The following is a 22,843-nucleotide window of genomic DNA, read 5'->3' as shown; positions in this document are numbered from 1 at the left end:
CGAGTTTGTAAAACCTGATGGTCAGCTACTCTGGTTTGAAATGCGTAAAGTACCCTTCTATGATGGTCAGGGTCGTTACATCGGCTTGCTGGGATTTGGTCGTGATATTACCTCGCGTAAATTAGCAGAACAGGCGCTGGAAAAAGCCTATCAGGACAAAGGCAAGTTTATCGCGACGTTAAGCCACGAGCTGCGAACCCCGTTGAATGGCATTGTTGGTTTAAGCCGCCGGCTGCTGGACAGTACTTTAGGTCCAGAACAACACAGCTGGGCTAATACTATCTTCAGCAGTGCCGAAACGCTTGGTAATATTTTCAATGATATTATTGATTTAGATAAGATTGACCGCCAGGATTTAGACATTGTCTATCAAAGCATTCATATTCAGAGCTTTTTAAATGATATTGCTAATTTTGCTGAGCTGATTTGTCAGCAAAAGGGCCTGGGCTTTGATATTAACAGCCAGGGGGATTTAGATTGCTACCTGAAACTGGATGCAACCCGGCTGCGCCAGGTACTTTGGAATTTGTTAAATAACGCAGTGAAATTCACAGCTCAGGGGCAAATAACCCTCGACTGCGTGCTGACAACAACGGCGACAGGCCCTGCTGAGTTATTGTTTGAAGTGATAGATACCGGTATTGGCATAGCTAGTGCTGAGCAGGAACGTATTTTTGATATGTACTATAAGTCAACCGATGGTCGCCGGTTAAGTATTGTTGGCTCGGGAATTGGCTTATCGGTATCGCGGGCACTGGTTGAGGCGATGGGCGGCAGTATTTCATTAAGCAGCGAGCCGGGACAGGGCAGTTGTTTTAGTGTGAAGTTGCCAACCGAGCAGGTCGCTGCGCCAAGCATCAGCACCATAAGTTGTCCAGAGCTTACCGTTTTACTGATTGAAGACGTGCCACTTAATGCCGAAATAGCCACAGCCTTGCTGGAACAGCGCGGTCATACGGTTATTCATGCTGAAACGGGTGAAGACGCCATTGCGCTGCTGGAAACGGAAGATGATATCGATCTGGTGTTGCTGGATATGCAGTTGCCGGATATGAATGGCGATCAGATTGCCCGTTATATGCGCAGTGAAAGCCACTTGCAGAACATCCCGATAGTGGTGCTTAGTGCCAATGTCAGAAAAGCCGAAGAACAACTAACCGACGTTCAGGTTGATGGTGCGCTGGCAAAACCGATTAATACCAATAAACTGGACCAGATGCTGGCCCGGTTGTTTTCACCCAGTGCCTTAAAGTTGCAACAGCTTAGCCCGGTTGAACCCGACAACAATGATAATCAGATCCTTGATCTGGCTACCCTGCAAGACTATATGCAGTCATTGGGGCCTGATGCAATGAAACGCAGCGCCCAGTTGTTTGCTCAGTTATTGCCAGGCTACATAAACAAAATGATTGAAGCGGCGGTACAGCAGCATCCGCAGGATTTCAGAGAGTCTGCCCATAAGCTGAAAGGCGCAGCGGCGTCGGTAGGCTTACTCTGGGTGCAACAGCAGGCGAAGAAGTTTGAGCAGGAAGCAACGAACTGGAAAGGGCTGGAACGGCAATTAGTTGATTACCACTTAAAAGCAGAGCAGCACCTGGCTGCTCTGTATGAGTTTATTGAAGCGAATTAACTGAGCCCACTGCTGCAGGCTGTTAAATAGCTTACTTGTCTATCTTACCTACAAACCGATAACCTTCACCATGAATAGTGCTGATTAACTCAGGGCTGTCGATATCTGATTCAAAGTGCTTGCGAATGCGACGAATTGTTACATCTACTGTGCGGTCATTTGGACGTAACTCACGACCTGTCATATGACGGATTAACTGCTCGCGAGTAAAAATTTTGCCAGGAGTGTCCAGCATTAAACGCAGCGCGCGGTATTCACCTTTAGGTAAGCGACGTGCCATACCTTTTGGTGATGTCAGGTTTCGACTGTTTTCATCTAAGGTCCAGCCGTTAAACTTAACAATACTTTTATGCTCTTCCACCACAGGCTGGGCAACAGTGCGCCCCAGCAGGTTGCGGGCACGGATAGTCAGTTCACGTGGGTTAAATGGCTTGGTCAGGTAATCATCGGCACCAATTTCCAGTCCCAGAATACGGTCTACTTCACTATCACGACCAAAATGTCAGGAAAATAAGACCAATATTCTCTTCTGACGTAGCTCACGAGCCAGGATCAGACCATTTACCAGGTAAATTAATGAACCATAACCAATTGTGGTTTGCTGGATTTTGTTCCAGCTTTTGATACATCTCTTCGCCGTTAACTGCTTCGATGACATCATAGCCTTCACCCTGGAACAGATTAACCAGATTGAGTCTGGTAACTTCTTCATCTTCAACGATCAGAATCACAGGTGTTTGCATTAGAGTTAAACCTTATGTGTTTTTTGTGAACAGTATAGCGTACTAATTACTATAGTTGCTGTGGACATGTCAAATACTGGCGCAATTATAGCGGGCTGGCCATTTGTTAACAAGATTTTTGTTAACAAATGGCCCTCATTAATTAGTGTTAGCTTATCTTGCATTTAAAAAGTTAATTATTACAGAGAGATAGCTTCAAATTGTGTTTTTATGGCTATTATTTATTACCGGAAAGTCTACAAGCACCTTCACGCCGAAACCAAGAGTGCTGTCAAAACTAATTTTGCCATTTAATGCCTGAGTAACCAGATTATAGACCAGATGCAGGCCCAGACCACTACCGCCCTCACCGCGTTTGGTAGTAACAAAGGGATCAAAAATGCGTTTTTTAATTGTTTCAGGAACGCCACTGCCATTATCGCTGTAACTAAGCTGACAGCGGGTGCCATTTATTTTAACTGAAATATGTATTTCGCCCTGCTCGTTATCGTCGAAAGCGTGGATAAGGCTATTCATTATCAGGTTAATCAGTATTTGGTTTATTGGCCCCGGTTTACTTTCGATAGTCAGCTCAGCTGGGCACTCTACAACTACCTGATGACGGGTCTTTTTCAGATTGGGGCGCAACGACAATAATACTTCATTGATAAGCTGTGCCATGTTGAAGCTGCGCTGACTGTCATTTGACTGGTCGACTGCAACTTGTTTAAAACTGCTTATTAAACTTGCGGCGCGTTCGAGGTTGCGATAAATAATGCCCAGGTTTTCTTTGCTTTCAGCTAAAAACCGGCCAAGTTGCGATGATGTCAGTTTTTTCTCAGTAAAGGCCCGTTCAATGTTGGTCAGTTTGTCCTGCAATAAGGTGGAAGCTGTTACCCCCAAGCCTATCGGCGTATTGACTTCGTGAGCAACGCCGGCAACCATCTGACCGAGACTGGCCATCTTTTCAGTCTCAACAATCTGGTTCTGATACTGATGCAAGGTAGCAAGGGTATTTAATAACTCCTGATTAGATGATTTTAACGCTTCTGTCCGTTCATTAACCTTTTGCTCCAATCCCTGATAAAGCTCACGAATTTCTGTTTCCGTTTGTTGTTGCTTGATAATCTGGCGCTCAATTTTATCAAGCATGGTATTCAAGGCTTTGCCAAAAACGTTAAATTCTTCAATGCTGTTTGGCGGGGCACGTAAGTGATAATCCTTATCTTTGGCGACGCTCTGCACCAACTGCAGTAATTGATTTATCGGTGTGGTAAACCGTTGCTCCAGTTTGCGGGTAAGTAAATAGGCTACGCCCAGGGCGCACAAAATGATAAATAAATCGATTAAAATCCGGTTCTGAATATAGTTTTGCAATTCCTGCTGACTGGCTCTGATGAAAACGTAGCCGGCAAGCGCATCGTTTAGCCTGATTTCCTGGCTTAATTCAATGTAGTTATCACTGAGTTGCGGTTCGACGAAAGATGCTACTTTTTCCAACTGTGCCGGGTACGGACCTACACCACGGGCATTATAAATTGAGTACAGCACTAACTCTTCTGACGACTGCTGCAGCCGGTATATATGGATATTGTGAAACATGGGCACCGCGTCAAACGAGCGTAGCCGGCTTTCTTCAGTGTGGGCAAAATCGTTATAAATACTTTCCTGCTCATCAGCAAAATCTGCAGCAGTTTGCCCAATGGTTTCTTCGGCTTCGGCGAAACTGGCCCGGGCATTAAAGGCAATAATACTGGCATAGCTTTTCAGTTCGTTTATAAGTGCCTGGCGTTGCTGCTTGATGTCTTGCATCGTAGAGGCGAGCATGGAGACACAGATAGTCAGACTACAGATTGTCATCACACCGGCAAATAATGCATTGCGAATGGTACTGGTTTTAGGGCTGGTGTTGACTACTGCTTTCATGCATTGCTCACTTTTAGCTGACATTGCTGCAACTGTTCCAGATTATTTATTGATGTTATGCAGTTAATGGTGTTTTAGCAAACCTGTTTGGTGTTTTTGTAGCCGGCAGTTATAGTTAATGGGGTCATTTTAATGAGTACTACAGATGTCGTTATGGGAAGCTTATAAAGACAGTGTCTTTATCTGCCGGCAACGTTTGGCAAGTCAGCTGGATTTTGCCATCATCAGTGCCCAGAATCCGGCAGGTGAAATGAAAAATCCCCATCTTAATTTATGTCTCGACAAGCGGTTTGAAGGTGTTTTACAGCAAGCCCGTATCCCATATCGCTCGGTAATAGGGGCATCTGCCGATTTACGTTTTCAGGAAAAAAGCTGGATAGTGTTCTGCGATAAAATAACAGCATTGCAGCTTGGACAGAATTTACAACAAAATGCCATTTACTGGATTGAGCAAAATAAGCTTTATCTGGTGCCAGTGCTTTATCAGCAGCATGAAGAGTATCTTGGTTTATTTGACAGCAGAGTAATTCTGCTTGCCGATTAACGCTGACGCTGCAAAATTGCCAGGATCACCGGCAAATCATCGCCATATTCAACCTGATATTGCCGTCGGGTCATATTTTGCTCAATTTTTTGCTGCTCGTTGGTAGGTTGCTGCAGCAGTGGCTGAAAGTCGGTGACGCAAATACAAAGCAGCTGGGTTTTAGGTTGCGAAGGTAATTTATCTGCCCGGTACAGCTGATGCGGGCACGCTTTTACCCGGTTTTTGTGCTGAATGCATTGCTGAGGAACTGCGGCCTGTACCGGGCCTGTTAGAGGTATAACTATAGTCGCAATGACGACAACCGCTAGCAGCTTTCCTAACCGCAATTTCATCATATTACCTTTTAATAGCGTGATAAATAACAAAACCATTTGCTTTGGCCAGAACCACGACCTTACCAAAAGTTTGCTCCAGCAGCGTCTGATAAGCCAAATGCGAGTTAGCGACCAACGTCAGGCTGCCACCGGTTTTTAATCTGGTTTTACTCTGGCTGATAAACGCTTCGCTGATACTATAGTCGGTTTTAATACCCGTATGAAACGGCGGATTACTGACAATATGATCGAAGCTGGCGGGGTGTGTTGGCAGGCCATCGGCAGTGATTACCGTACCCTGCAACTTATTGGCTTGTAACGTCTGCTCTGTCGCTGCTGCGGCCAGTGCACTGACATCAGAGCAGTAGAGACTGATTTCGTTGTGGTTTTTCTTCAGATAGGCACCAATAACCCCGCAGCCACAGCCAAAATCCAATACTGAGCCCTTAGTAATATGCTGCAAATGATTTAAAAGCAGGGCAGTACCGGTGTCCAGCTTGCCATGATTAAATACCCCGGCAATAGAGCAAATATTCAGTGTGGTTTGAGCAATGGTAAATTGGTGCTGGCTGAATACCGGTTTAGTGAATTCTGCCAATGAACCGCTGATGCAATACCACAGGCAATGTTTGGCATTATCAAGTTTGTGAGCCTGCAACCCGAGTTTGCCGGCGTGACTACCAAGGCTTTTAATCCCCCCTTTATTGTCACCTACCAGGTAGATCTGGCTGCTGCTATTTAATGCCGGGGCAATGGCGGCAAGACTGAAACTGAGTTGCTCTTTGCTTTTCGGGTAATAAATAACCACGGTATCAAATTGCTGTGTAAACTCAGGCAAGGCACTGAAATAGCGGGATACCTCAGGCATCTGCCATTGTTCTGCGGTTGCGGCGTTAGTGGTATAACAGCAAAGCGTTGCATCTGCCGGCAGTGCTGGCAGCAGATTGCGGGCCAGCTCATCGGCCGGTGGCTCGACAACTAAAATATTACCGGTTAAATCCGCAACATTACGCAGCAACATCTGGCTGGTGTTGGCTAGCATCAGCTTATCCTTGTAAACATTAAGTCCCAGACGCCATGGCCAAGCCGTTGGCCGCGCTGTTCAAATTTGGTTAGGGGCCGATGTGCCGGGCGCTCAACGTAATCTGCTGAAGCTGACACATTTTGAAAACCTGGTGCGTTCTGCATCACTTCTAGCATGTGCTCTGCATAGTTTTGCCAGTCTGTTGCCATATGAAATACGCCGCCAATCTGCAGTTTCTGGCGCAATAGCTGAACAAATTCCGGCTGGACAATGCGCCGTTTATGATGGCGTTTTTTATGCCAGGGATCCGGAAAAAACAACTGGACAGTATTCAGGCTCTCATTAGCGATACTGTCATTTAATACTTCAACGGCATCGTGTTCAAATAGCCGTAAATTAGTTAAGCCGGCTGCTGCAGCATCTGCAAGACAGGCACCGACACCGGGTTTATGTACCTCAATGCCAATAAAGTCTTTATCAGGAGCATTTGCAGCCATTTCCACCAACGACTTTCCCATACCAAAACCAATTTCCAGCACAACAGGTGCACTGCGGCCGAAGACCCGGGGCAGATCCAGCGAACTGGACTGATAACTTAAGCCAAATGCCGGCCAGTGATTATCAAGTGCATTTTGCTGGCCTTTAGTCAGCCTGCCTTCACGCAGCACAAAAGAGCGGATTTTGCGTATATAAGGTACGCTCTCGCCACTGTCTGCTGAAGTTTGCTGTGATTCAGGTTGCACTGGGGTGTTGCTCATTGTGGGCTCCGAAATAAAACTGCGGCGCACATTATGCGGATATTAGCGGCTAAGCTCAACTGACGTTTTGCGTTGGCTTTAAGCGGCAAGCTGCTTATACTGCGCAGCAATTGGCAAAGTGGTGAAATAACTACTGAAATAAGAGAGGCCGGCTGTTGCAAAAAAATATTGCTAATTGGTTTTCAGAACAGTTGCTTAGCTGGTATCAGCTACATGGTCGTAAAAGCCTGCCCTGGCAAATTAACAAAAGCCCTTATAAAACCTGGCTGAGTGAAGTGATGCTGCAGCAAACTCAGGTTGCGACAGTTATTCCTTATTTCGAGCGGTTTACTCAGCGTTTTCCGGACATTTCCAGTCTGGCCGCCGCCAAACAGGACGAGGTGTTACATTTGTGGACCGGGCTGGGCTACTACGCCCGGGCCCGCAATTTACATAAGGCTGCTCAGATTATCGCCTCTGAGTACAACGGCAGCTTTCCTGTTAAATTTGAGCAGGTCCTGGCTCTGCCGGGTATTGGGCGTTCCACGGCTGGCGCAATTTTGTCGCTGGCACTTGAACAGCAATATCCAATTTTAGATGGAAATTGTAAGCGGGTGCTTAGCCGGTTTGCCGCAGTTGCAGGCTGGCCGGGTAACAAAGCGGTTGAGCAACAATTGTGGCAATTGGCTGAGTTAGTCACGCCAAAAAACAACCAGGTTGCGCCGTTTAACCAGGCGATGATGGATTTGGGTGCATCGTTGTGTAGTCGTAGCAAACCCCGATGCGCTGAATGTCCGCTTAAATTACATTGCAAGGCGGCGTTAGCGGGGGAGCAGACGTTGTATCCCGGTAAAAAGCCAAAGCAAATTTTACCAGAAAAGCACAGCTTCTGGCTGATGCTGCAACATGAAGGTAAGGTGCTATTGCAACAAAGGCCGGCCAGTGGTTTATGGGGCGGATTATATGGTTTTCTTGAATTTGACAGCGAGCAGCTGCGATCCGATTTTTTGTTGTTAAATAATCTGCGGGTTGCTGCAAGCCATGAGCTGCCTGCCTTTAGGCACACCTTCAGTCATTTTCACTTATGGATAACCCCACAGCGGGTGCAGCTTGAGACTAAACCTGAGCTTGTGCAGGAGCAAACTGACACGCAATGGTTTACAATAGCGCAATTACCGCAGGTGGGGTTATCGGCACCAGCTAAAATTCTGCTGCAACAGCTGCAGACATTACATACCCCGGAATGAGGAGCAACGTTTATGAGCAGAACAGTTTTCTGTCAGTATTTAAAAAAAGAAGCACCAGGATTAGATTTTCAGTTATATCCGGGCGAGCTTGGCGGTAAAATTTTCAATTCAATCAGCAAAGAAGCCTGGAGCAAATGGCAGGCTAAGCAAATTATGCTGATTAACGAAAAGAAACTAAATATGATGAATCCTGAACACCGGCAGTTTTTGGAACAGCAAATGGAAGCCTTTTTGTTCCAGGGCCAGGATATTGAAATTGAAGGCTACAAGCCACCTGCCAGTTAATTATAGAGTTAAGCGAATTTATGGCGCGTCGTCTGCCACCACTAAATGCATTAAAAGCCTTTGAAACTGCGGCCAGGCACCTTAGTTTTACTAAGGCGGCTGAAGAAATGTATGTTACCCAGGCTGCCATTAGCCATCAGATTAAAGCGCTGGAAGACCACCTTGGCTTAAAGTTGTTTATGCGTAAAAACCGCTCGCTGTTGCTGACAGAAGAGGGCCAAAGTTACTTTCTGGATATCAAAGAAATATTTCTGCAGTTACACGAAGCAACAGAAAAACTGCTGGCCCGTGGTGCTAAAGGGTCGTTAACGGTCAGTTTGCAGCCCAGTTTTGCCATTCAGTGGCTGGTACCTCGTTTAAATCAGTTTAGTGAGCAACATCCAGATATCGATGTCCGGATAAAAGCGGTTGATTTAGATGAAGGCTCGTTGACCGATGACGTTGATGTCGCAATTTATTACGGCCGTGGCAACTGGCGAAACTTGCATGCCGATAAGTTGCATACCGAGTACCTGTTGCCAGTGTGTTCACCTTTGCTACTAAATAGTGGCAAGCCACTAAACGAGCCAACTGATCTGGCAAAGCATAATTTATTACACGATGGGTCGCGTCGAGCCTGGAAAGCCTGGTTTACCAGCCAGGGCTTCAAGCAGTTTAACGTTAATCAGGGGCCGATTTTCAGCCATTCCTCTATGGTGTTGCAGGCAGCTATTCATGGCCAGGGTGTCGCGTTGGCCCATAACGTACTGGCCCGGCCCGACATTAATTCGGGCCGCCTGATAGTGCCATTTAACCACGTGCTTATCAGTAAAGACGCCTATTACCTGGTATGCCGGGAAAGCCAGGCCGAGCTGGGTAAAATTACCGCCTTTCGCCAATGGATGGTCGATATGGTCACCGCTGAGCAACAACTGTTTACCGAGCAGCAATTTACTAATGCCGTCGCCATTGATTAACGCCAAAGCCCGCTTAATCCTGGCACATGGTGCCGGTGCGCCCTGCGATAGCCCCTTTATGGTTGCCCTGGCGCACGCGCTGGCTGAGCATAATATTGCAGTACAGCGCTTTAATTTTCCCTACATGCAGCGCAGTATTGAACTGGGCAGTAAAAGACCACCTGATAAAATGGATGCGTTGCAGCAGCATTTTATGGCGCAGATTGGGCACGCAGATGGCAGCTTGCCATTATTTATTGGTGGTAAATCAATGGGCGGCAGGGTGGCCAGTATGCTTAACTTGCCTGACACAACGCAGGTTAACGCCATATTTGCCTTTGGCTACCCGTTTCATCCACCTGGCAAAGACCAGTGGCGGACTGAGCACTTTGCCAGACTGACGGCGCCTTTACACATTTTGCAGGGCGAGCGTGACCCTTTTGGTAAACATACTGAACTGGCTGCGTTAAGCTGGCCAAACGTCAGCATCCACTGGCTAACGGCGGCGGATCATGATTTTAAGCCAACCAAAGCCAGCGGCTTGCAACAGCAAAGTATTATCAGGAGAGCGGCTGAACATTGCAGTGAGGTAATAGATGAAATACTTCTGGCCCGTGATTAACAGTCTGACAGCTTTATATGGCGCTGCAGTAGTGGGGTTGGCTGCAGCGCTGATGCACGTGTGGAACGGCTTGGATAGCAATGACTTCGGCCGCTTGTTAAGTGCAATTAGCATGCTGGCCTTTCATACGCTGGCATTACTGATTGTGGGCCGTCAGTTACCCGCATCAAAACTGCTGAAGTTAGTTGTACTGCTCTGGCACCTCGGGCTTTGGCTATTCTGCTGGACCTTGTTTGCCGGCGTTTTGACATTGCCATTGTATTATTCTGCCCTGGCTCCGCTCGGTGGACAAATTTTGATTATTGGCTGGTTGTTGCTTGGAATAAGCGCCTGGCGAAAGGATGTTAAATGAAACAATTACTACTTTACTGCCGGGCGGGCTTTGAGAAAGAATGCGCAGCGGAAATTCAGGATAAAGCCAGTAGCTATGATGTTTTTGGTTTTTGTAAACTCAAGGCAAATTCAGCCTATGTTATTTTTGAAGCTTATGATGCTGATAGCCTGGCAGAGTTTTATCGAGACTATCCATTTGAGCATTTTATTTTCATCCGCCAATGGTGTCTGTTGCAGGCTGAACTGCTTGAATTGCCGTCTGATGACCGAATAGCGCCGGTACTTGAAGCTCTCGTTGCTGCTGAATTAACCGGCTGTGGTGATCTTACGGGTTGAATATCCTGAAACAAACGATGGTAAAACGTTGTCAACCCTGGCGCGTAAATTAACCGTACCTCTTCGCCAGTCTTTGCGTAAAGCCCGGGTATTATTGCCAAAAGAGCAAAAACGAGCACCGGTTTTGCATGTGTTGTTACTTAGTGGTCAGCAAGGGTATGTTGGCTTGTCTTATCCTGAAAATAATAGCCCGCTGGAAAACGGTATTATGCGGTTGAAGTTCCCTAACGAAGCCCCTAGTCGGAGCACGTTAAAACTTGAAGAAGCATTTTTGCAGTTTATTCCTAAGGCTGAATGGGATAAGCGTTTAGGCGGTGGCTTAAATGCAGTTGATTTAGGCTCCAGCCCCGGTGGTTGGACCTATCAGTTGGTAAAACGCAGCATGATGGTAACCGCTATTGATAATGGCCCTATGGCTGAGTCGCTAATGCAAACCGGCCAGGTTAAGCATTTAACGGTAGATGGTTTTAAGTTTGAGCCGCAAAAGAAAAATGTCTACTGGGTTGTCTGCGACATGATTGAGCAGCCGCAGCGGGTTGCCGAGCGGATGGGCGATTGGCTGATTAACGGCTGGTGTCAGGAAGCAATATTTAACTTAAAACTACCGATGAAAAAGCGCTATGAAACTGTAACCGAGATATTGGCTCAGCTTGAGCAGCGCCTGGTAGATGCCGATATTAAATTTCGCTTGCAGGTTAAGCACCTGTACCATGACCGTGAAGAAGTTACGGTACATGTGCAAAACCTGGTTTTGAAATTCTAAGCGTGTTCTTATTTGTTTCCTTATTGGAATTACGCGCTGCATTATTCAGCGCGTAATTCAAGCTTCAGCCAAACCAGTCGATGATCTGAGCTGGCGCCGCGGGTACCAACCAGTGGGTGATCCGGTTCACTTTTAGCTGGCCAGAACACCCCCCCTTCTTTAACAGTAAAACCAAACTCTGACGCCAGTACGTAATCGGCCCGCATCCGCCAACCCGCCGTATGATATTTGGCGTGCGCCACCTCAGGGGCGTTTTCTGCCGCACCTGAACTTTCCGGCACGAAGTCTTGTTGAATTCTGCGATGGTTTACCAATGCTTTTATCGCGCTGTTAATGGCATCGCCATCACCATCGGCTGACGCGTTTAAATCGCCCAATAGCACAAACCGGGCGTTTTCAGCCAAGCCACCTTTATTGCCGTTGTCATCATAAATATAGCCTGCTTTGCCCGGTTCGAGGTAATCCAGCCAGAAGCGGATCTCATCGTGATTACGAATGCCATTACGATTCTCAGGCCCGTCAAATACCGGCGGGGTAGGGTGACTGGCCAGAATATGGATACGCCTGTCATTGACAATTACCGGTACATCCCAGTGTGATTTTGACGACAGTGGCATTTGTTGCCATGCCGCTTCGCTGTACCAGGGGCTGCCATCTTCTTTGGTAGTTGGCATAAAGCCGGGCATATCGCGCCATTTAAACTGCTGAAACGTTCTGACTTTATTAGCATCAATCGGAAATTTAGACAGAATAGCCATACCATACTGGCCGGGATAAAAACCAAACCCCCAGGCATCAGCGCCGACACCGGTGGCCTGGCCATCATTGTCAAGATCAAATGGACTGGGCTGGCCGGTATTAACGGTTGAGTAATAGAAGTACGGATAGTCTATTGGCTGGCTACCTTGCTGGGCTTTTCCCAGATAGTTTTTAATAAAAGCCTTAATGCCTTTGTTTGGTTGTTCAATATAATCAAACTCGTTTAACAGCAGTACATCTGGCCGGACCCGCTGAATAATCGCGGCAATATTCTTTACCTGCGGGTTTTCGCCGTTGGCCAGAACGTTTGCTAACACAGCGTTATCGCCGGTTTCGCCGGGTGGCAGATAATTGGTCGATTCCATACTGACGTTAAAGGTGGCGACTTTTATCTCGGTGGCTTTATCGGCCATAGATACTCCGGGCGTAAGCATTATTAAGCCAAAATAAAGATGTTTAAGCATAGTTTAAAGTAGTTTAAGAAAGGGCTGATAAGAATAACGGTGCTGTTACTAAAACGCCAGCGTAGTGCAGATTTATGCAAATAACTGATATTTTTTTGACCAATTTAAGTTGTGATCATTCGCAACTCAGACCAGCCATGTTACACTTGCGTGACAGGCGCTATTTGACTAAAGAAGAGCTTAAAAGTTCCCGGTTAAATTGTCGTGTAACGAAAATGACATAAAAGTTAGTTACACTTAGCCCCAGATTGAAAACAGCATATGTATTCAAACGGAATTAGAACACTACTATCAACTACCAGGTGAAAACGATATGAAAATAAAACATTTAGCGTTGGCCGTAACTCTGGCACTCGGGTCGGTTAATGTCGCTATGGCGAATGATACCTCTTCAGGTGTCCGTGGTAATGTTATTAGCCCAGCCGGCCAGGTTGTGGCTAATGCCAAGGTTGAGATTGTCCATTTACCTTCAGGCACTCGTTCAAACGCAGTAACTAACGAATCAGGTGCTTTCTCAAGCATGGGTTTGCGGGTTGGCGGACCATACAGAATTACTATTACCAGCGATCAGGGCGTAAAAACCTATAACAACATTTTTCTGTCGCTGGATGATACCTTACGTTTAAATGCTCAGGTTGAGCCAACTCAGCAGGTTGAGCGCATTACTGTTACCGGCAGCTCAATTGTTGCCCAGAATATCGGTAGCAACAGCTATTTCAGTTCTGAAGATATCGAGAACGCGCCAAGTTTTGCCCGTGATATCAAAGACATCGTCCGAAACAACCCACTGGCTGTGTTGTCTTCAAAAGATGGCGAGCTGAGTGTTGCCGGTACTAACCCTCGCTTTAACAGCATCAGTGTTGATGGTATTGCTCAAAACGATGATTTCGGCTTGAATGCAAATGGTTACCCTACCACCCGTTCGCCTATTTCTTTAGAAGCAATTGATCAGATCACCATTGACGTTTCGCCATTCAATGCCAAAGACAGCGGTTTCCAGGGCGCAAAAATTAATGCGGTTACCAAGTCAGGTGGTAATGAAATGTTTGGTTCTGTGTTTTATGAAACGCAGAATGACGGTTTAGCCGGCACGCCTAAAAATGGCCGTAATGACATTCCAATTGAGTTTGATGAGACTACTTATGGTGCTACTTTGGGTGGCGCATTAGTTCAGGATAAGCTTTTCTATTTTGTTTCTTATGAGTTTTTTGAAGCAGAAACTGCTGTCGAATGGGGCCCTGCGGGCAGTAGCGCGCCAAACCAGTCAAATACCACGTTAGCTGATTATGAAGCGGTAAGAGATATCGCACAGCGTATCTACGGTGTAGACCCGGGTGTTTGGGATGTGGCTCCGGTAACCGATGACGAGAAGTTGTTGTTAAAATTAGACTGGAACATTAACGACCAGCACCGTGCTGCGTTTACCTATCAATATACTAAAGGTAACCGTACTTCAAACCAAAGTTCAAACCCATTTGAATTGCGTTTATCTTCACACTGGTACAACCGGGTTGAAGAACTTACCAACTATGCATTTAAACTTTACTCTGACTGGACCCCTGATTTATCAACCCAGTTAAGCCTGACGTATCTGGATAACCCAACTATCCAGGCATCGTTTGGTGATTTTGGTGACGTATTGGTTGAAACTGATTCAGGTGATGTGGCACTGGGTTCTGATTTCTCCAGACATTCAAATGACCTGAAAAAGAAAGCCTTCATTCTGGGTTTAGATGCTGATTATCTGATTGGCGATCACAGTGTTAGCTTTGGTTACCAGTTTAAGCGCCTGGATATTTTCAACCTGTTTTTACAACGTACCAAAGGCGAGTATGTTTTTGCCAGCCTGGAAGACTTTGAAAACCGCATTGCTGCTGAAGTGGGTTACCAAAATACCAACAGCTTAGATCCGAATGATGCAGCGGCGTCTTTCGTGCGCGATGAACATGCGTTCTATGTTCATGACGAATGGGCGTTCAGCACTGATGTGACTATCGATTTCGGTATTCGTTACGAAATGCTGGCTTCTGATGACAGCCCGTTATTTAACGACCAGATGGCTGCCAGAACCGGTGGGTTAGATAATAGTGAAAATCTTGACGGCACTGGTATTATCTTGCCACGTTTTGCTGTGAAGTGGGATGCAACAGACGATTTAGTTATTCGCGGTGGTTTTGGTCGTTTCTCTGGTGGTCAGCCAACAGTATGGGTGTCAAACTCTTACTCTAACCCTGGCGTAGGTATTGGCCAGGCCGACGGTGAAGACTTCACCAATGTCAGCCTGACAGAAGTTCCGCAGGAATTACGTGATGCGGTGTCAAACTCTGCAGTTTATGGCAGTACCAACTTTACTGACCCTAACTTTAAGTTGCCTTCTGACTGGCGGGTACAGGTAGCAGCAGATTATCGTTTCGATATGCCAATGCTGGGTAATAACTTCCTGTGGACCAACGAGTTAATGTATAAGAAAGGAGAGAATACTGCTTTCTGGACTGATGCAAGTTTAACTGGCGACGAAGATGGTACTACTGCAGATGGCGGTCGTATTATTTATGATGACGAAGACGGCAATACCCGTGACCTGATGTTGACCAATGCCGATAAGGATGGTCGTTCTATCGTATTCAGTTCAATCCTGAGTAAAAACTGGGACAATGGTATCAACGTTACGGCGTCTTATACTAATCAGGACATTACTGACGCTCACACCAGCACCAGTTCTACTGCTACCAGTAACTATGGTTTCAATACGGTTATTAACCGGAACGAAGCAATTGTTGGCCGCTCAACATTTGAAACAGAACATCGTTTCGTAGTGAATTTTGGTTACAAGCATGAGTTTTTCGAAGGTTATGCAACCAACTTCAACATGTTCTTCGAGCGCCGCTCTGGTAAGCCAATTACCTACTATGCAGACGGTAATGATTTAGACGGACGTGACGGCCCGGGTCGTGACCCTTATGGCTTGTTAAGCCCAGGCACATTCAACGATGCGTTCTTACCGTATATCCCATCACCTGGTGACGCTAACGTTGTATTTACTTCTCCACAAGCTGAGGAAACGTTCTTCAATACCATAAATGCTCTGGGTCTGAGTAAGTATGCCGGTGGTTATCTGCCGAAGGGTGTAAACACCACTCCTTGGGTAACAACGCTGGATTTAAGTATCCGTCAGGAAATCCCTGGTTTTATGGAAGGGCATAAAGGTTTAGTTTATTTGACTGTAGACAACTTCCTGAATCTGCTGGATAGCAGCAAAGGCAAGGTGTACGGCAGCAACTTTGGTACAACTGAACTGGTTGAGTTTACTATTGACCCAGCAACGCGTCAGTACATATACGGTAACCCGTCTACCAACACCCGTAACTGGGATACTTTCTACACAGAAGATTCAACCTGGCGTTTAAAAGTGGGCGTAAGCTACCGCTTCTAAACCAAACTTAATTGTTAATACGAATGCCCGCTTAATGCGGGCATTTTTTTTAGCTGTTTTTATTTCTATCTGCCCCATTATTAGCGATAATCGCCAGCTGTTTTCCAGAAAGTAGGCAACGTTGTGGCTAAGAATACCATTATTGCTATTGCTGGTGCGTCGGCATCAGGTAAAAGTTTATTCGCATCAACCGTTTATCAGGAGCTGGTTGCTGAGTTAGGTGGCGAGCGCATAGCAATATTATCGGAAGATGCCTATTACCGGGATCAAAGTCACTTATCTTTCGATCAACGGGTTCTGACCAATTACGATCACCCTTCTGCTTTTGAGCATGCTTTACTGGTTGAACATTTACAGCGTTTGCGTGCCGGCCAGAGTATTGAGATGCCGCAATACAGTTACAAGCTGCATACCCGGCTGGACGAAACTATTAAAGTGCAGGCTGCAAAAGTCATTCTGGTGGAAGGCATTTTGCTGCTGAATGATGAAAAACTGCGTCAACAGTTTGATATCAGTGTATTTATGGATACACCATTAGATATTTGTTTGCTACGCCGGATCAAACGCGATCTGGAAGACCGTGGCAGAAGCCTGGCGTCAGTTACTGAGCAGTATGAGACGACAGTGCGACCGGCTTTTTTTGAGTTTATCGCGCCTTCAAAACAATATGCCGATTTAGTGGTGACCCGGGGCGGTAAAAATCAAATAGCTATCGATATTATAAAAGCAAAAATTCGTCAGTTGCTGGCGGAATAATAATCAGGGAATAACGTATGATGGGATTAGTGGGCATTTTTGCTCTGTTACTGGTTGCAATTGCAGCGTCAGCGCATCGCAGCCGGATAAACTGGCGTACCGTTGGTGGTGCATTTGCTATTCAGTTACTGATAGGTGCCTTTGTACTATATGTACCTTTTGGCCAGGATGTGTTGTACAGCATCTCCCAGGTTGTGGCGAATGTTATCGGTTATGCCAATGCTGGTATCCAGTTTTTATTTGGTGATTTGGGTAAATTTTCACAAGGCTTTATTTTTGCCATTCATGTATTAACTATTATTATCTTTTTCTCATCGTTGATTGCGGTGTTGTATCACATCGGTTTAATGAGTTGGGTTATTCGGTTAATTGGCGGTGGTTTACAAAAGTTGCTTGGCACCAGCCGGCCAGAATCGATGTCAGCGGCGGCCAATATTTTTGTTGGCCAGACGGAAGCACCATTGGTAGTAAAGCCGTTTATCCCGACGATGACCCGCTCTGAGTTATTTGCTGTTATGGTGGGTGGACTGGCATCGGTTGCCGGCTCAGTGCTGGCGGGTTATGCAGGTTTAGGAATTGAGCTGAAGTACCTGATCGCCGCTAGTTTCATGGCTGCCCCGGGCGGCTTTTTAATGGCGAAAATAATATTACCCGAAACAGAGCAGCCAAAGAATGAGCTAACCGAAATCAGCACTGAAAAGCCACATACCAATGTGATTGATGCGGCTGCAGCGGGTGCGTCCAGTGGTATGCAGCTGGCATTAAATGTCGGTGCCATGTTATTGGCTTTTGTCGGGTTAATTGCCCTGGTTAACGGCATTGTTGGCGGAGTTGGCAGCTGGTTTGGCATGGAAAATCTGACCCTGCAACTGATATTCGGTTATGTGTTTCAGCCGCTGGCTTTTATTCTGGGGGTATCCTGGGATGAAGCCCGGCTTGCCGGCAGTTTTATTGGCCAGAAACTGGTCATTAATGAATTTGTCGCATACCTCGACTTTGTGCAGGTGAAAGATCAGTTAAGCGCTCATACCCAGGTCATTGTCACAATTGCCTTGTGTGGTTTCGCTAACTTTTCGTCAATTGCTATTTTATTAGGCGGTCTGGGCGGTATGGCGCCAGGTCGCCGGGCTGATATTGCACAGCTGGGATTAAAAGCCCTGCTTGCGGCAACATTGGCTAACTTAATGAGCGCTGCTATTGCAGGGTTCTTTTTTTCCTTAGGCTAACAAACAGGTCTTTTATATGACACAGCAAGTTCCAACGTTAGATATAAGACGGTTTGCCACCGACAAAGATAACTTTGTTGCCGAAATTGGCAAAGCCTACACCGAGTTTGGATTCTGCGGCATTAGTGGCCACGGTATTTCCGATGAAGTGGTAGCAAATACGTACAGTGCGATTAAACAATTCTTTGCTTTACCGAATGAGGTTAAAGCGAAGTACCATAAGCCCGGGCAGGGTGGGGCAAGGGGTTATACCGGATTTGGCGTTGAAAAAGCCAAAGACTCTAATCACCCTGATTTAAAAGAGTTCTGGCATGTTGGCCGTGAGCTGGCAGGCCCGGCGCCCCACCCGTGTTTGTATCCAAATGTCTGGCCGGCGGAAGTGCCTGGGTTTAAAGAGGCGACCTATACGTTGTTTACCGAGCTGGAAAAGTTAGGTAACCGGGTGCTGGAGGCATTGGCGTTGTTTTTAGGCCAGGAGCAGCAATATTTCGCTGATAAAGTGAACTACGGCAATTCTATCTTGCGGCCTATCCATTATCCGCCTATTAAAGATACGACTACTGAATCTATCCGCGCTGGCCAGCATGAAGACATTAACCTGATCACCTTGTTGGTAGGGTCAAATGAAGCCGGGTTAGAGATTCTGCGCCGCGATGGTAGCTGGTTACCGGTAACGACGATTGAAGGCACCATAGTGGTTAATATTGGCGATATGCTGCAGCGCTTAACTAACCATGTGTTGCCATCGACTACCCACCGCGTGGTTAACCCGGCAGGTGCAGCCGCTGGTGAGCCGCGTTACTCGATTCCGTTTTTTATGCACCCGAATCCGGACTATGTAATCGAAACGCTGGATACATGTATCAGTGAGGATCGGCCCAATCGCTATCCGGAGCCAATTAACTCCAACGACTACTTAATGCAGCGTCTGGAAGAAATTGGCTTACTGAAAAAAGCGAAATAGTAGTGGCCTTGTTCAGCAAATAAGCGAACGAGCAAAAACGAGCAGAATAGTTGAATTCAATAGTTGACTAGTTTTTTTGAATCGCTATACTGCTCGCCATGTTAAGCAGCTGGCTAAAATAGCAGTGCAAAACATAACGCAGATGTGGTGGAATTGGTAGACACGCAAGCTTCAGGTGTTTGTGCCCACAAGGCGTGAGAGTTCGAGTCTCTCCATCTGCACCAAATTAACCGGCTTACGCCGGTTTTTTTGTGCCTGCAATTTATCGTTTTAGTTCAATGCGGCGAATAAAGTCTTCTACCAGAATGTCGTATAACTTATTGCCCAGATGCAAGTCTTCCACGCCATCATCGATGTTTGGGTTATCATTTACTTCTATAACATACACTTTATCGCCATCCTGCTTTACATCTACGCCATACAAACTGTCACCTATAGGCGCACAGGCACGAATTGCAGCCTCCAGTACATGAGCAGGCACTTCGTTTACCGCACAGGTACTGAAGCCGCCACTTTCGGTTTTGGCCTTACCATGTTTATAGATTTGCCAGTGGTTCCGTGCCATAAAGTATTTACAGGCAAAAATAGCCTGGCCATTTAGCACACCAATCCGCCAATCATATTCGGTAAAGGTATAGCGCTGGGCCAAAATAATCGCGCTTTGTTCAAACAGGGTTGCCAGGGTAGATCTCAGCTCGGTCAGCGTTTTAACTTTTATTACGCCGCGGGAGAAACTGCCATCCGGTATTTTCAGCACCAGTGGCAAGCCGAGGTTGTCAGCAGCCCGTTCCAGATTGTCTTCATCCTGTTTAAATAACATCAGGCCATCTGGCATCGGTACTTTATGTTGTTCAAATAAGGTGTGCAGATAGACTTTATTGCCGCAACGTAAAATCGAGTTAGGATCATCAACGACTGCCAAACCCTCGCGCTCGGCCTTCTGGGCCATATAAAAAGTGTGGTGATTTACTGCTGTTGTTTCTCTTATAAATAAACCATCAAATTCTGCCAGCCGGTGTATATCTTTAGCAGTAATCTGTTCTACGTCCATCGCAGCTTTCTTTGCTGCCCGGACGAACAGTTCCAATGACTTTGGGGTGCAGGGTGGAAACTTCTCTTTCGGATCAACCAATACCGCCAAGTCGTACTTGAATTTACGGTTTGCCGGCTCTAAGCGCCAGATTTTGTGACTGTACTTTTCCAGAATATTGCCAAACAGACTTTGTTCGGTTTCAGTGAGTTTATTAACGCTACCAATTTTCAGGGTTTTAACTTGCCAGCGGGTTTTCTTTTGCAGCTCCACCCGAAGGATTGGTACTGGAAAAGCCTCAAACAGATAAGAGGCAACCTTCTTTAAAGCTTTATGCTCTGTTTCCCCAAAGTAAATATTAAAAGTGAGCTGGCTTGCTGTCTCTTCAGTCAGGTCTTTGTTTAATTGCTGCAATAGTGCCAGTGGCACTTCGTCAGCGATATCTGCAATCTCATGGCGATTAAATTTATTAAATGCCCGTACCGACGGCATAACATTATGGCCGCGAGCTTCAGCCAGTAGTGAACAATAGTAACCGCTGCCCAGATAATGAGACTGACGGCAAAGGTTTATTACCCTGACCCGCTGCTTTTGTTTTACCGACCACTTTAAATACGCGGGTAAACTCATTACGCCGTCATACTGATGAAAAGGTGCCCAGTCCTGAGCTTTATCGACTATTATTATCAGTTTCGCCATGTATCCTCCTGTTTACGGGTTTAGCCTGACTGATTAGTGCAGTGAATGACAGCAAATTATTTTTCAGCATAGCATCAGAATTTCTTACTGGCATTTCATATGGATAACTGGTGTGATGGCGTGACCAGTTAATACTGGTAACCGACGTTAAAGGATAACCATTGATGACTGTGCAGTTAGTTAACGCCAAGCAATCGTGCAACATAGCACTAAGAGATGCCGCACTGGCTGATGTGCCGGCCTTGCAGTTGCTGGAGCAACGCTGTTTTAGTACTGACCTGCTTAGTGTGCGCAGTTTCCGGCGTTTCATTACTGAGAAACGCAGCGATCTGGTGGTGCTTGAGGTTAATGGGCAGCTTGCTGGCTATTTTTTGCTGATATATCGTCGGGCTACCAGCCTTGCTCGGTTATATTCTATAGCGGTAGACCCGGCATTCCGTAAGCAGGGCTTAGCTGAAAAACTTATGGCTGAAGCGGAGCAGCAAGCTGCAAACAGACACTGTGCGTTATTGCGTTTGGAAGTACGTAGAGATAACAGCACTGCAATTAAGCTGTATCAAAAGCTGCAATACCATGAGTTTGCGATTAAGCATGACTTTTACGAAGATCATGCTGATGCTATTTGTATGCAGAAACAGATCATTCAGTTTAATAGTGACTCAGTATCCCGGCAGGTACCCTACATTGCGCAAACCACGCCTTTTACCTGTGGTCCGGCGAGCTTGTTAATGGCGTTCAATTACTTTAAGCCTGGCGCATATGATCCTTACCAGCTTGAAATACAGCTATGGCGAGAGGCAACCACAATTTTTATGACCAGTGGTCATGGCGGCTGCGGCCCGCGGGGGTTAGCGCTCGCTGCAGATCGCAGAGGTTTTGCTGTAGAAGTGTATGTAAACAATGAAGGTCTGCTGTTTGGCGATAGTGTGCGCAGTGAGGTTAAAAAGGCAGTGCTACAGCGAGTACATGATTCTTTTAAGCAACAAACCGGGCAACAGGGAATAGCAGTGCATTATGTCGATCTCAGTTTGACTGCCATAAGACATTATTTACAGCAGGGAAAATTGGTCATAGCGTTGATTAGCACCTGGCAGTTTGATAAAAGTAAAGCACCACACTGGGTAGTACTATGTGCGGCAGATGAACATTTCATTTACATCAATGACCCGGATACTGCTGACATTCCCTGGTTGTCGGCAGCAGAGCGGCAGTACATTCCAATTGAGCATAAGGTTTTCAATAAAGCTTTCAGTTACGGTAAAAAGCGGCTTAAGGCGGCTGTAATTATTGGTCTGGATGAGAAGTAACCTTTGGTTGTAGCTTTTTTGGTTAAATTGTTTGCTTTCTATCCGAACGAACACTAAAACCAAATTTTTATTGTGTTTCTACTTGCGCCTGCTTTTAAACCCCCTATAATGCGCGCCATGCCAAGGGGTGCTGCGCTAAGCATGCTTCGTGTGAGATAAGCCGGATTGCAAAAATCTTTAAAAAAGAGGCTTGACAGTCAGGTTTAAATCACTAAAATGGCGCACTCGCTTCAGGGTGGTAACGAAAGCCCCGAAAAGCGATGTTAGCAGTGTTAAGTAAGAAACGCGTCAAACGCGACAAGCTGTTTAGTAAAAAAGACAACTTATCACGCTTGACTTAAAATCTGGGAAGTGTAACATACGCCTCCCGCTTCAAATGAGTTTGAAGCACGCTCTTTAACAATTCGCAATCAATTATCTGTGTGGGCACTTATAATGATGTTCGTGTAAACGAAACAAATCAGTATGAGTGACCAAGTTATAAAGATTTAGTCAGTAATGCTGAGCTGAGACGAAAGTCTCGAAAAAACTTTAATTGAAGAGTTTGATCATGGCTCAGATTGAACGCTGGCGGCAGGCCTAACACATGCAAGTCGAGCGGTAACATGCCTTCAGCTGATGACGAGCGGCGGACGGGTGAGTAAAGTATAGGAAGCTGCCCGATAGAGGGGATAACCACTGGAAACGGTGGCTAATACCGCATAATGTCTACGGACCAAAGTATGGGACCTTCGGGCCATATACTATCGGATGCGCCTATATGGGATTAGCTAGTTGGTGTGGTAAT

Annotated in this window: 22 protein-coding genes, 1 tRNA gene and 1 rRNA gene; 16 read left to right on the top strand and 8 right to left on the bottom strand. The window is 46.2% G+C overall.

The genetic code is table 11. From position 1 onward, the window contains the following. Positions 1-1,630 (top strand): ATP-binding protein (locus KG631_RS06585; RefSeq protein WP_213997008.1); only part of this gene is annotated, 1,630 nt, incomplete at its 5' end. 31 nt (positions 1,631-1,661) lie between these two features. On the opposite strand, the gene KG631_RS19185 is transcribed toward KG631_RS06585, so the two are convergent. From KG631_RS19185 to KG631_RS06575, 3 genes are all read right to left on the bottom strand, one after another. After that, the gene (locus KG631_RS19185) at positions 1,662-1,991 is read right to left on the bottom strand and encodes a winged helix-turn-helix domain-containing protein (protein ID WP_365868322.1); all 330 of its coding nucleotides are present in this window, start codon (positions 1,989-1,991) and stop codon (positions 1,662-1,664) included. Positions 1,992-2,169: 178 nt separating this feature from the next. Beyond that, positions 2,170-2,373 carry a hypothetical protein gene (locus tag KG631_RS18810; protein WP_301003656.1) on the bottom strand — a complete coding sequence of 68 codons (204 nt, stop codon included), beginning with the start codon at positions 2,371-2,373 and terminating at the stop codon, positions 2,170-2,172. A gap of 195 nt (positions 2,374-2,568) precedes the next feature. Next, on the bottom strand, positions 2,569-4,278 hold the full coding sequence (locus KG631_RS06575) for an ATP-binding protein (RefSeq protein WP_213997005.1): 1,710 nt from the start codon (positions 4,276-4,278) through the stop codon (positions 2,569-2,571). A gap of 145 nt (positions 4,279-4,423) precedes the next feature. On the opposite strand from KG631_RS06575, the gene KG631_RS06570 reads away from it, so the two are divergent. Continuing rightward, positions 4,424-4,822, top strand: coding sequence for a DUF3293 domain-containing protein (locus tag KG631_RS06570; protein WP_213997002.1), 399 nt, complete (start codon positions 4,424-4,426; stop codon positions 4,820-4,822). Here KG631_RS06570 and KG631_RS06565 read toward each other — a convergent pair. From KG631_RS06565 to trmB, 3 genes are read right to left on the bottom strand one after another with little or no spacing between them, the layout of a single operon-like run. Beyond that, positions 4,819-5,154 (bottom strand): hypothetical protein, encoded by a 336-nt coding sequence (locus KG631_RS06565; protein ID WP_213996998.1) that lies wholly within the window; start codon positions 5,152-5,154, stop codon positions 4,819-4,821. The two genes, KG631_RS06570 and KG631_RS06565, sit on opposite strands and share 4 nt — an antisense overlap. Before the next feature lie 4 nt (positions 5,155-5,158). Then, complete coding sequence (locus tag KG631_RS06560) at positions 5,159-6,178, bottom strand: class I SAM-dependent methyltransferase (protein WP_213996996.1); 1,020 nt, start codon at positions 6,176-6,178, stop codon at positions 5,159-5,161. Then, positions 6,178-6,918 carry a tRNA (guanosine(46)-N7)-methyltransferase TrmB gene (gene trmB, locus KG631_RS06555; protein WP_213996994.1) on the bottom strand — a complete coding sequence of 247 codons (741 nt, stop codon included), beginning with the start codon at positions 6,916-6,918 and terminating at the stop codon, positions 6,178-6,180. Before trmB ends, KG631_RS06560 begins: the two co-directional genes overlap by 1 nt. Positions 6,919-7,073: 155 nt before the next feature. Between trmB and mutY the strand changes: the two genes are divergently transcribed. The 7 genes from mutY to rlmM are packed head-to-tail and all read left to right on the top strand — an operon-like array spanning position 7,074 to position 11,418. After that, entirely contained in the window at positions 7,074-8,144 is a 1,071-nt protein-coding gene (gene mutY / locus KG631_RS06550) for an A/G-specific adenine glycosylase (protein ID WP_301003655.1), read from the top strand. Between the two features lie 12 nt (positions 8,145-8,156). Next, positions 8,157-8,429, top strand: coding sequence for an oxidative damage protection protein (locus tag KG631_RS06545; RefSeq protein ID WP_213996988.1), 273 nt, complete (start codon positions 8,157-8,159; stop codon positions 8,427-8,429). 20 nt (positions 8,430-8,449) lie between these two features. Beyond that, on the top strand, positions 8,450-9,385 hold the full coding sequence (locus KG631_RS06540; protein ID WP_213996985.1) for a transcriptional regulator GcvA: 936 nt from the start codon (positions 8,450-8,452) through the stop codon (positions 9,383-9,385). Beyond that, positions 9,366-9,986 (top strand): alpha/beta family hydrolase, encoded by a 621-nt coding sequence (locus tag KG631_RS06535; RefSeq protein WP_213996983.1) that lies wholly within the window; start codon positions 9,366-9,368, stop codon positions 9,984-9,986. The genes KG631_RS06540 and KG631_RS06535 overlap by 20 nt, the downstream gene beginning before the upstream one ends. Beyond that, positions 9,961-10,338: a DUF423 domain-containing protein gene (locus tag KG631_RS06530; protein WP_213996982.1), complete on the top strand. Its 378-nt coding sequence runs from the start codon at positions 9,961-9,963 to the stop codon at positions 10,336-10,338. Before KG631_RS06535 ends, KG631_RS06530 begins: the two co-directional genes overlap by 26 nt. After that, entirely contained in the window at positions 10,335-10,655 is a 321-nt protein-coding gene (locus KG631_RS18805; RefSeq protein WP_301003654.1) for a hypothetical protein, read from the top strand. Before KG631_RS06530 ends, KG631_RS18805 begins: the two co-directional genes overlap by 4 nt. A 28-nt stretch (positions 10,656-10,683) precedes the next feature. Beyond that, positions 10,684-11,418, top strand: a complete 735-nt coding sequence (rlmM, locus tag KG631_RS06525) for a 23S rRNA (cytidine(2498)-2'-O)-methyltransferase RlmM (protein WP_301003653.1) — start codon at positions 10,684-10,686, stop codon at positions 11,416-11,418. A gap of 41 nt (positions 11,419-11,459) precedes the next feature. On the opposite strand, the gene KG631_RS06520 is transcribed toward rlmM, so the two are convergent. Next, complete coding sequence (locus KG631_RS06520) at positions 11,460-12,590, bottom strand: endonuclease/exonuclease/phosphatase family protein (RefSeq protein WP_213996979.1); 1,131 nt, start codon at positions 12,588-12,590, stop codon at positions 11,460-11,462. A gap of 364 nt (positions 12,591-12,954) precedes the next feature. Here KG631_RS06520 and KG631_RS06515 point away from each other — a divergent pair, with 364 nt between their 5' ends. The 5 genes from KG631_RS06515 (at position 12,955) to KG631_RS06495 (ending at position 19,244) form a co-directional block, all read left to right on the top strand. Continuing rightward, a complete protein-coding gene (locus KG631_RS06515; RefSeq protein WP_213996976.1) occupies positions 12,955-16,074 on the top strand; it encodes a TonB-dependent receptor in 3,120 nt (1,039 codons plus the stop codon). Positions 16,075-16,197: 123 nt separating this feature from the next. Next, entirely contained in the window at positions 16,198-16,830 is a 633-nt protein-coding gene (udk, locus tag KG631_RS06510; protein ID WP_213996974.1) for a uridine kinase, read from the top strand. 17 nt (positions 16,831-16,847) lie between these two features. Then, the gene (locus tag KG631_RS06505) at positions 16,848-18,056 is read left to right on the top strand and encodes a NupC/NupG family nucleoside CNT transporter (RefSeq protein WP_213996972.1); all 1,209 of its coding nucleotides are present in this window, start codon (positions 16,848-16,850) and stop codon (positions 18,054-18,056) included. A 16-nt stretch (positions 18,057-18,072) separates the two neighbouring features. Beyond that, complete coding sequence (locus KG631_RS06500) at positions 18,073-19,020, top strand: 2-oxoglutarate and iron-dependent oxygenase domain-containing protein (protein ID WP_213996969.1); 948 nt, start codon at positions 18,073-18,075, stop codon at positions 19,018-19,020. A gap of 138 nt (positions 19,021-19,158) precedes the next feature. Continuing rightward, positions 19,159-19,244 (top strand) — tRNA-Leu (locus KG631_RS06495). A gap of 38 nt (positions 19,245-19,282) precedes the next feature. On the opposite strand, the gene KG631_RS06490 is transcribed toward KG631_RS06495, so the two are convergent. Then, positions 19,283-20,749, bottom strand: a complete 1,467-nt coding sequence (locus tag KG631_RS06490; protein ID WP_213996963.1) for a RimK family protein — start codon at positions 20,747-20,749, stop codon at positions 19,283-19,285. A gap of 164 nt (positions 20,750-20,913) precedes the next feature. On the opposite strand from KG631_RS06490, the gene rimI reads away from it, so the two are divergent. Both rimI and KG631_RS06480 read left to right on the top strand, forming a co-directional pair. Beyond that, positions 20,914-22,056 carry a ribosomal protein S18-alanine N-acetyltransferase gene (gene rimI, locus KG631_RS06485; protein ID WP_213996962.1) on the top strand — a complete coding sequence of 381 codons (1,143 nt, stop codon included), beginning with the start codon at positions 20,914-20,916 and terminating at the stop codon, positions 22,054-22,056. 532 nt (positions 22,057-22,588) lie between these two features. After that, positions 22,589-22,843, top strand: a 16S ribosomal RNA gene (locus KG631_RS06480); the annotation flags it as partial.

The sequence above is a fragment of the Arsukibacterium sp. genome, from assembly GCF_018402695.1.
Classification (GTDB): domain Bacteria; phylum Pseudomonadota; class Gammaproteobacteria; order Enterobacterales; family Alteromonadaceae; genus Alishewanella.
The sequence above is the reverse complement of the archived record's forward strand: the minus strand, read 5'-3'. Positions and strand labels throughout refer to the sequence as shown.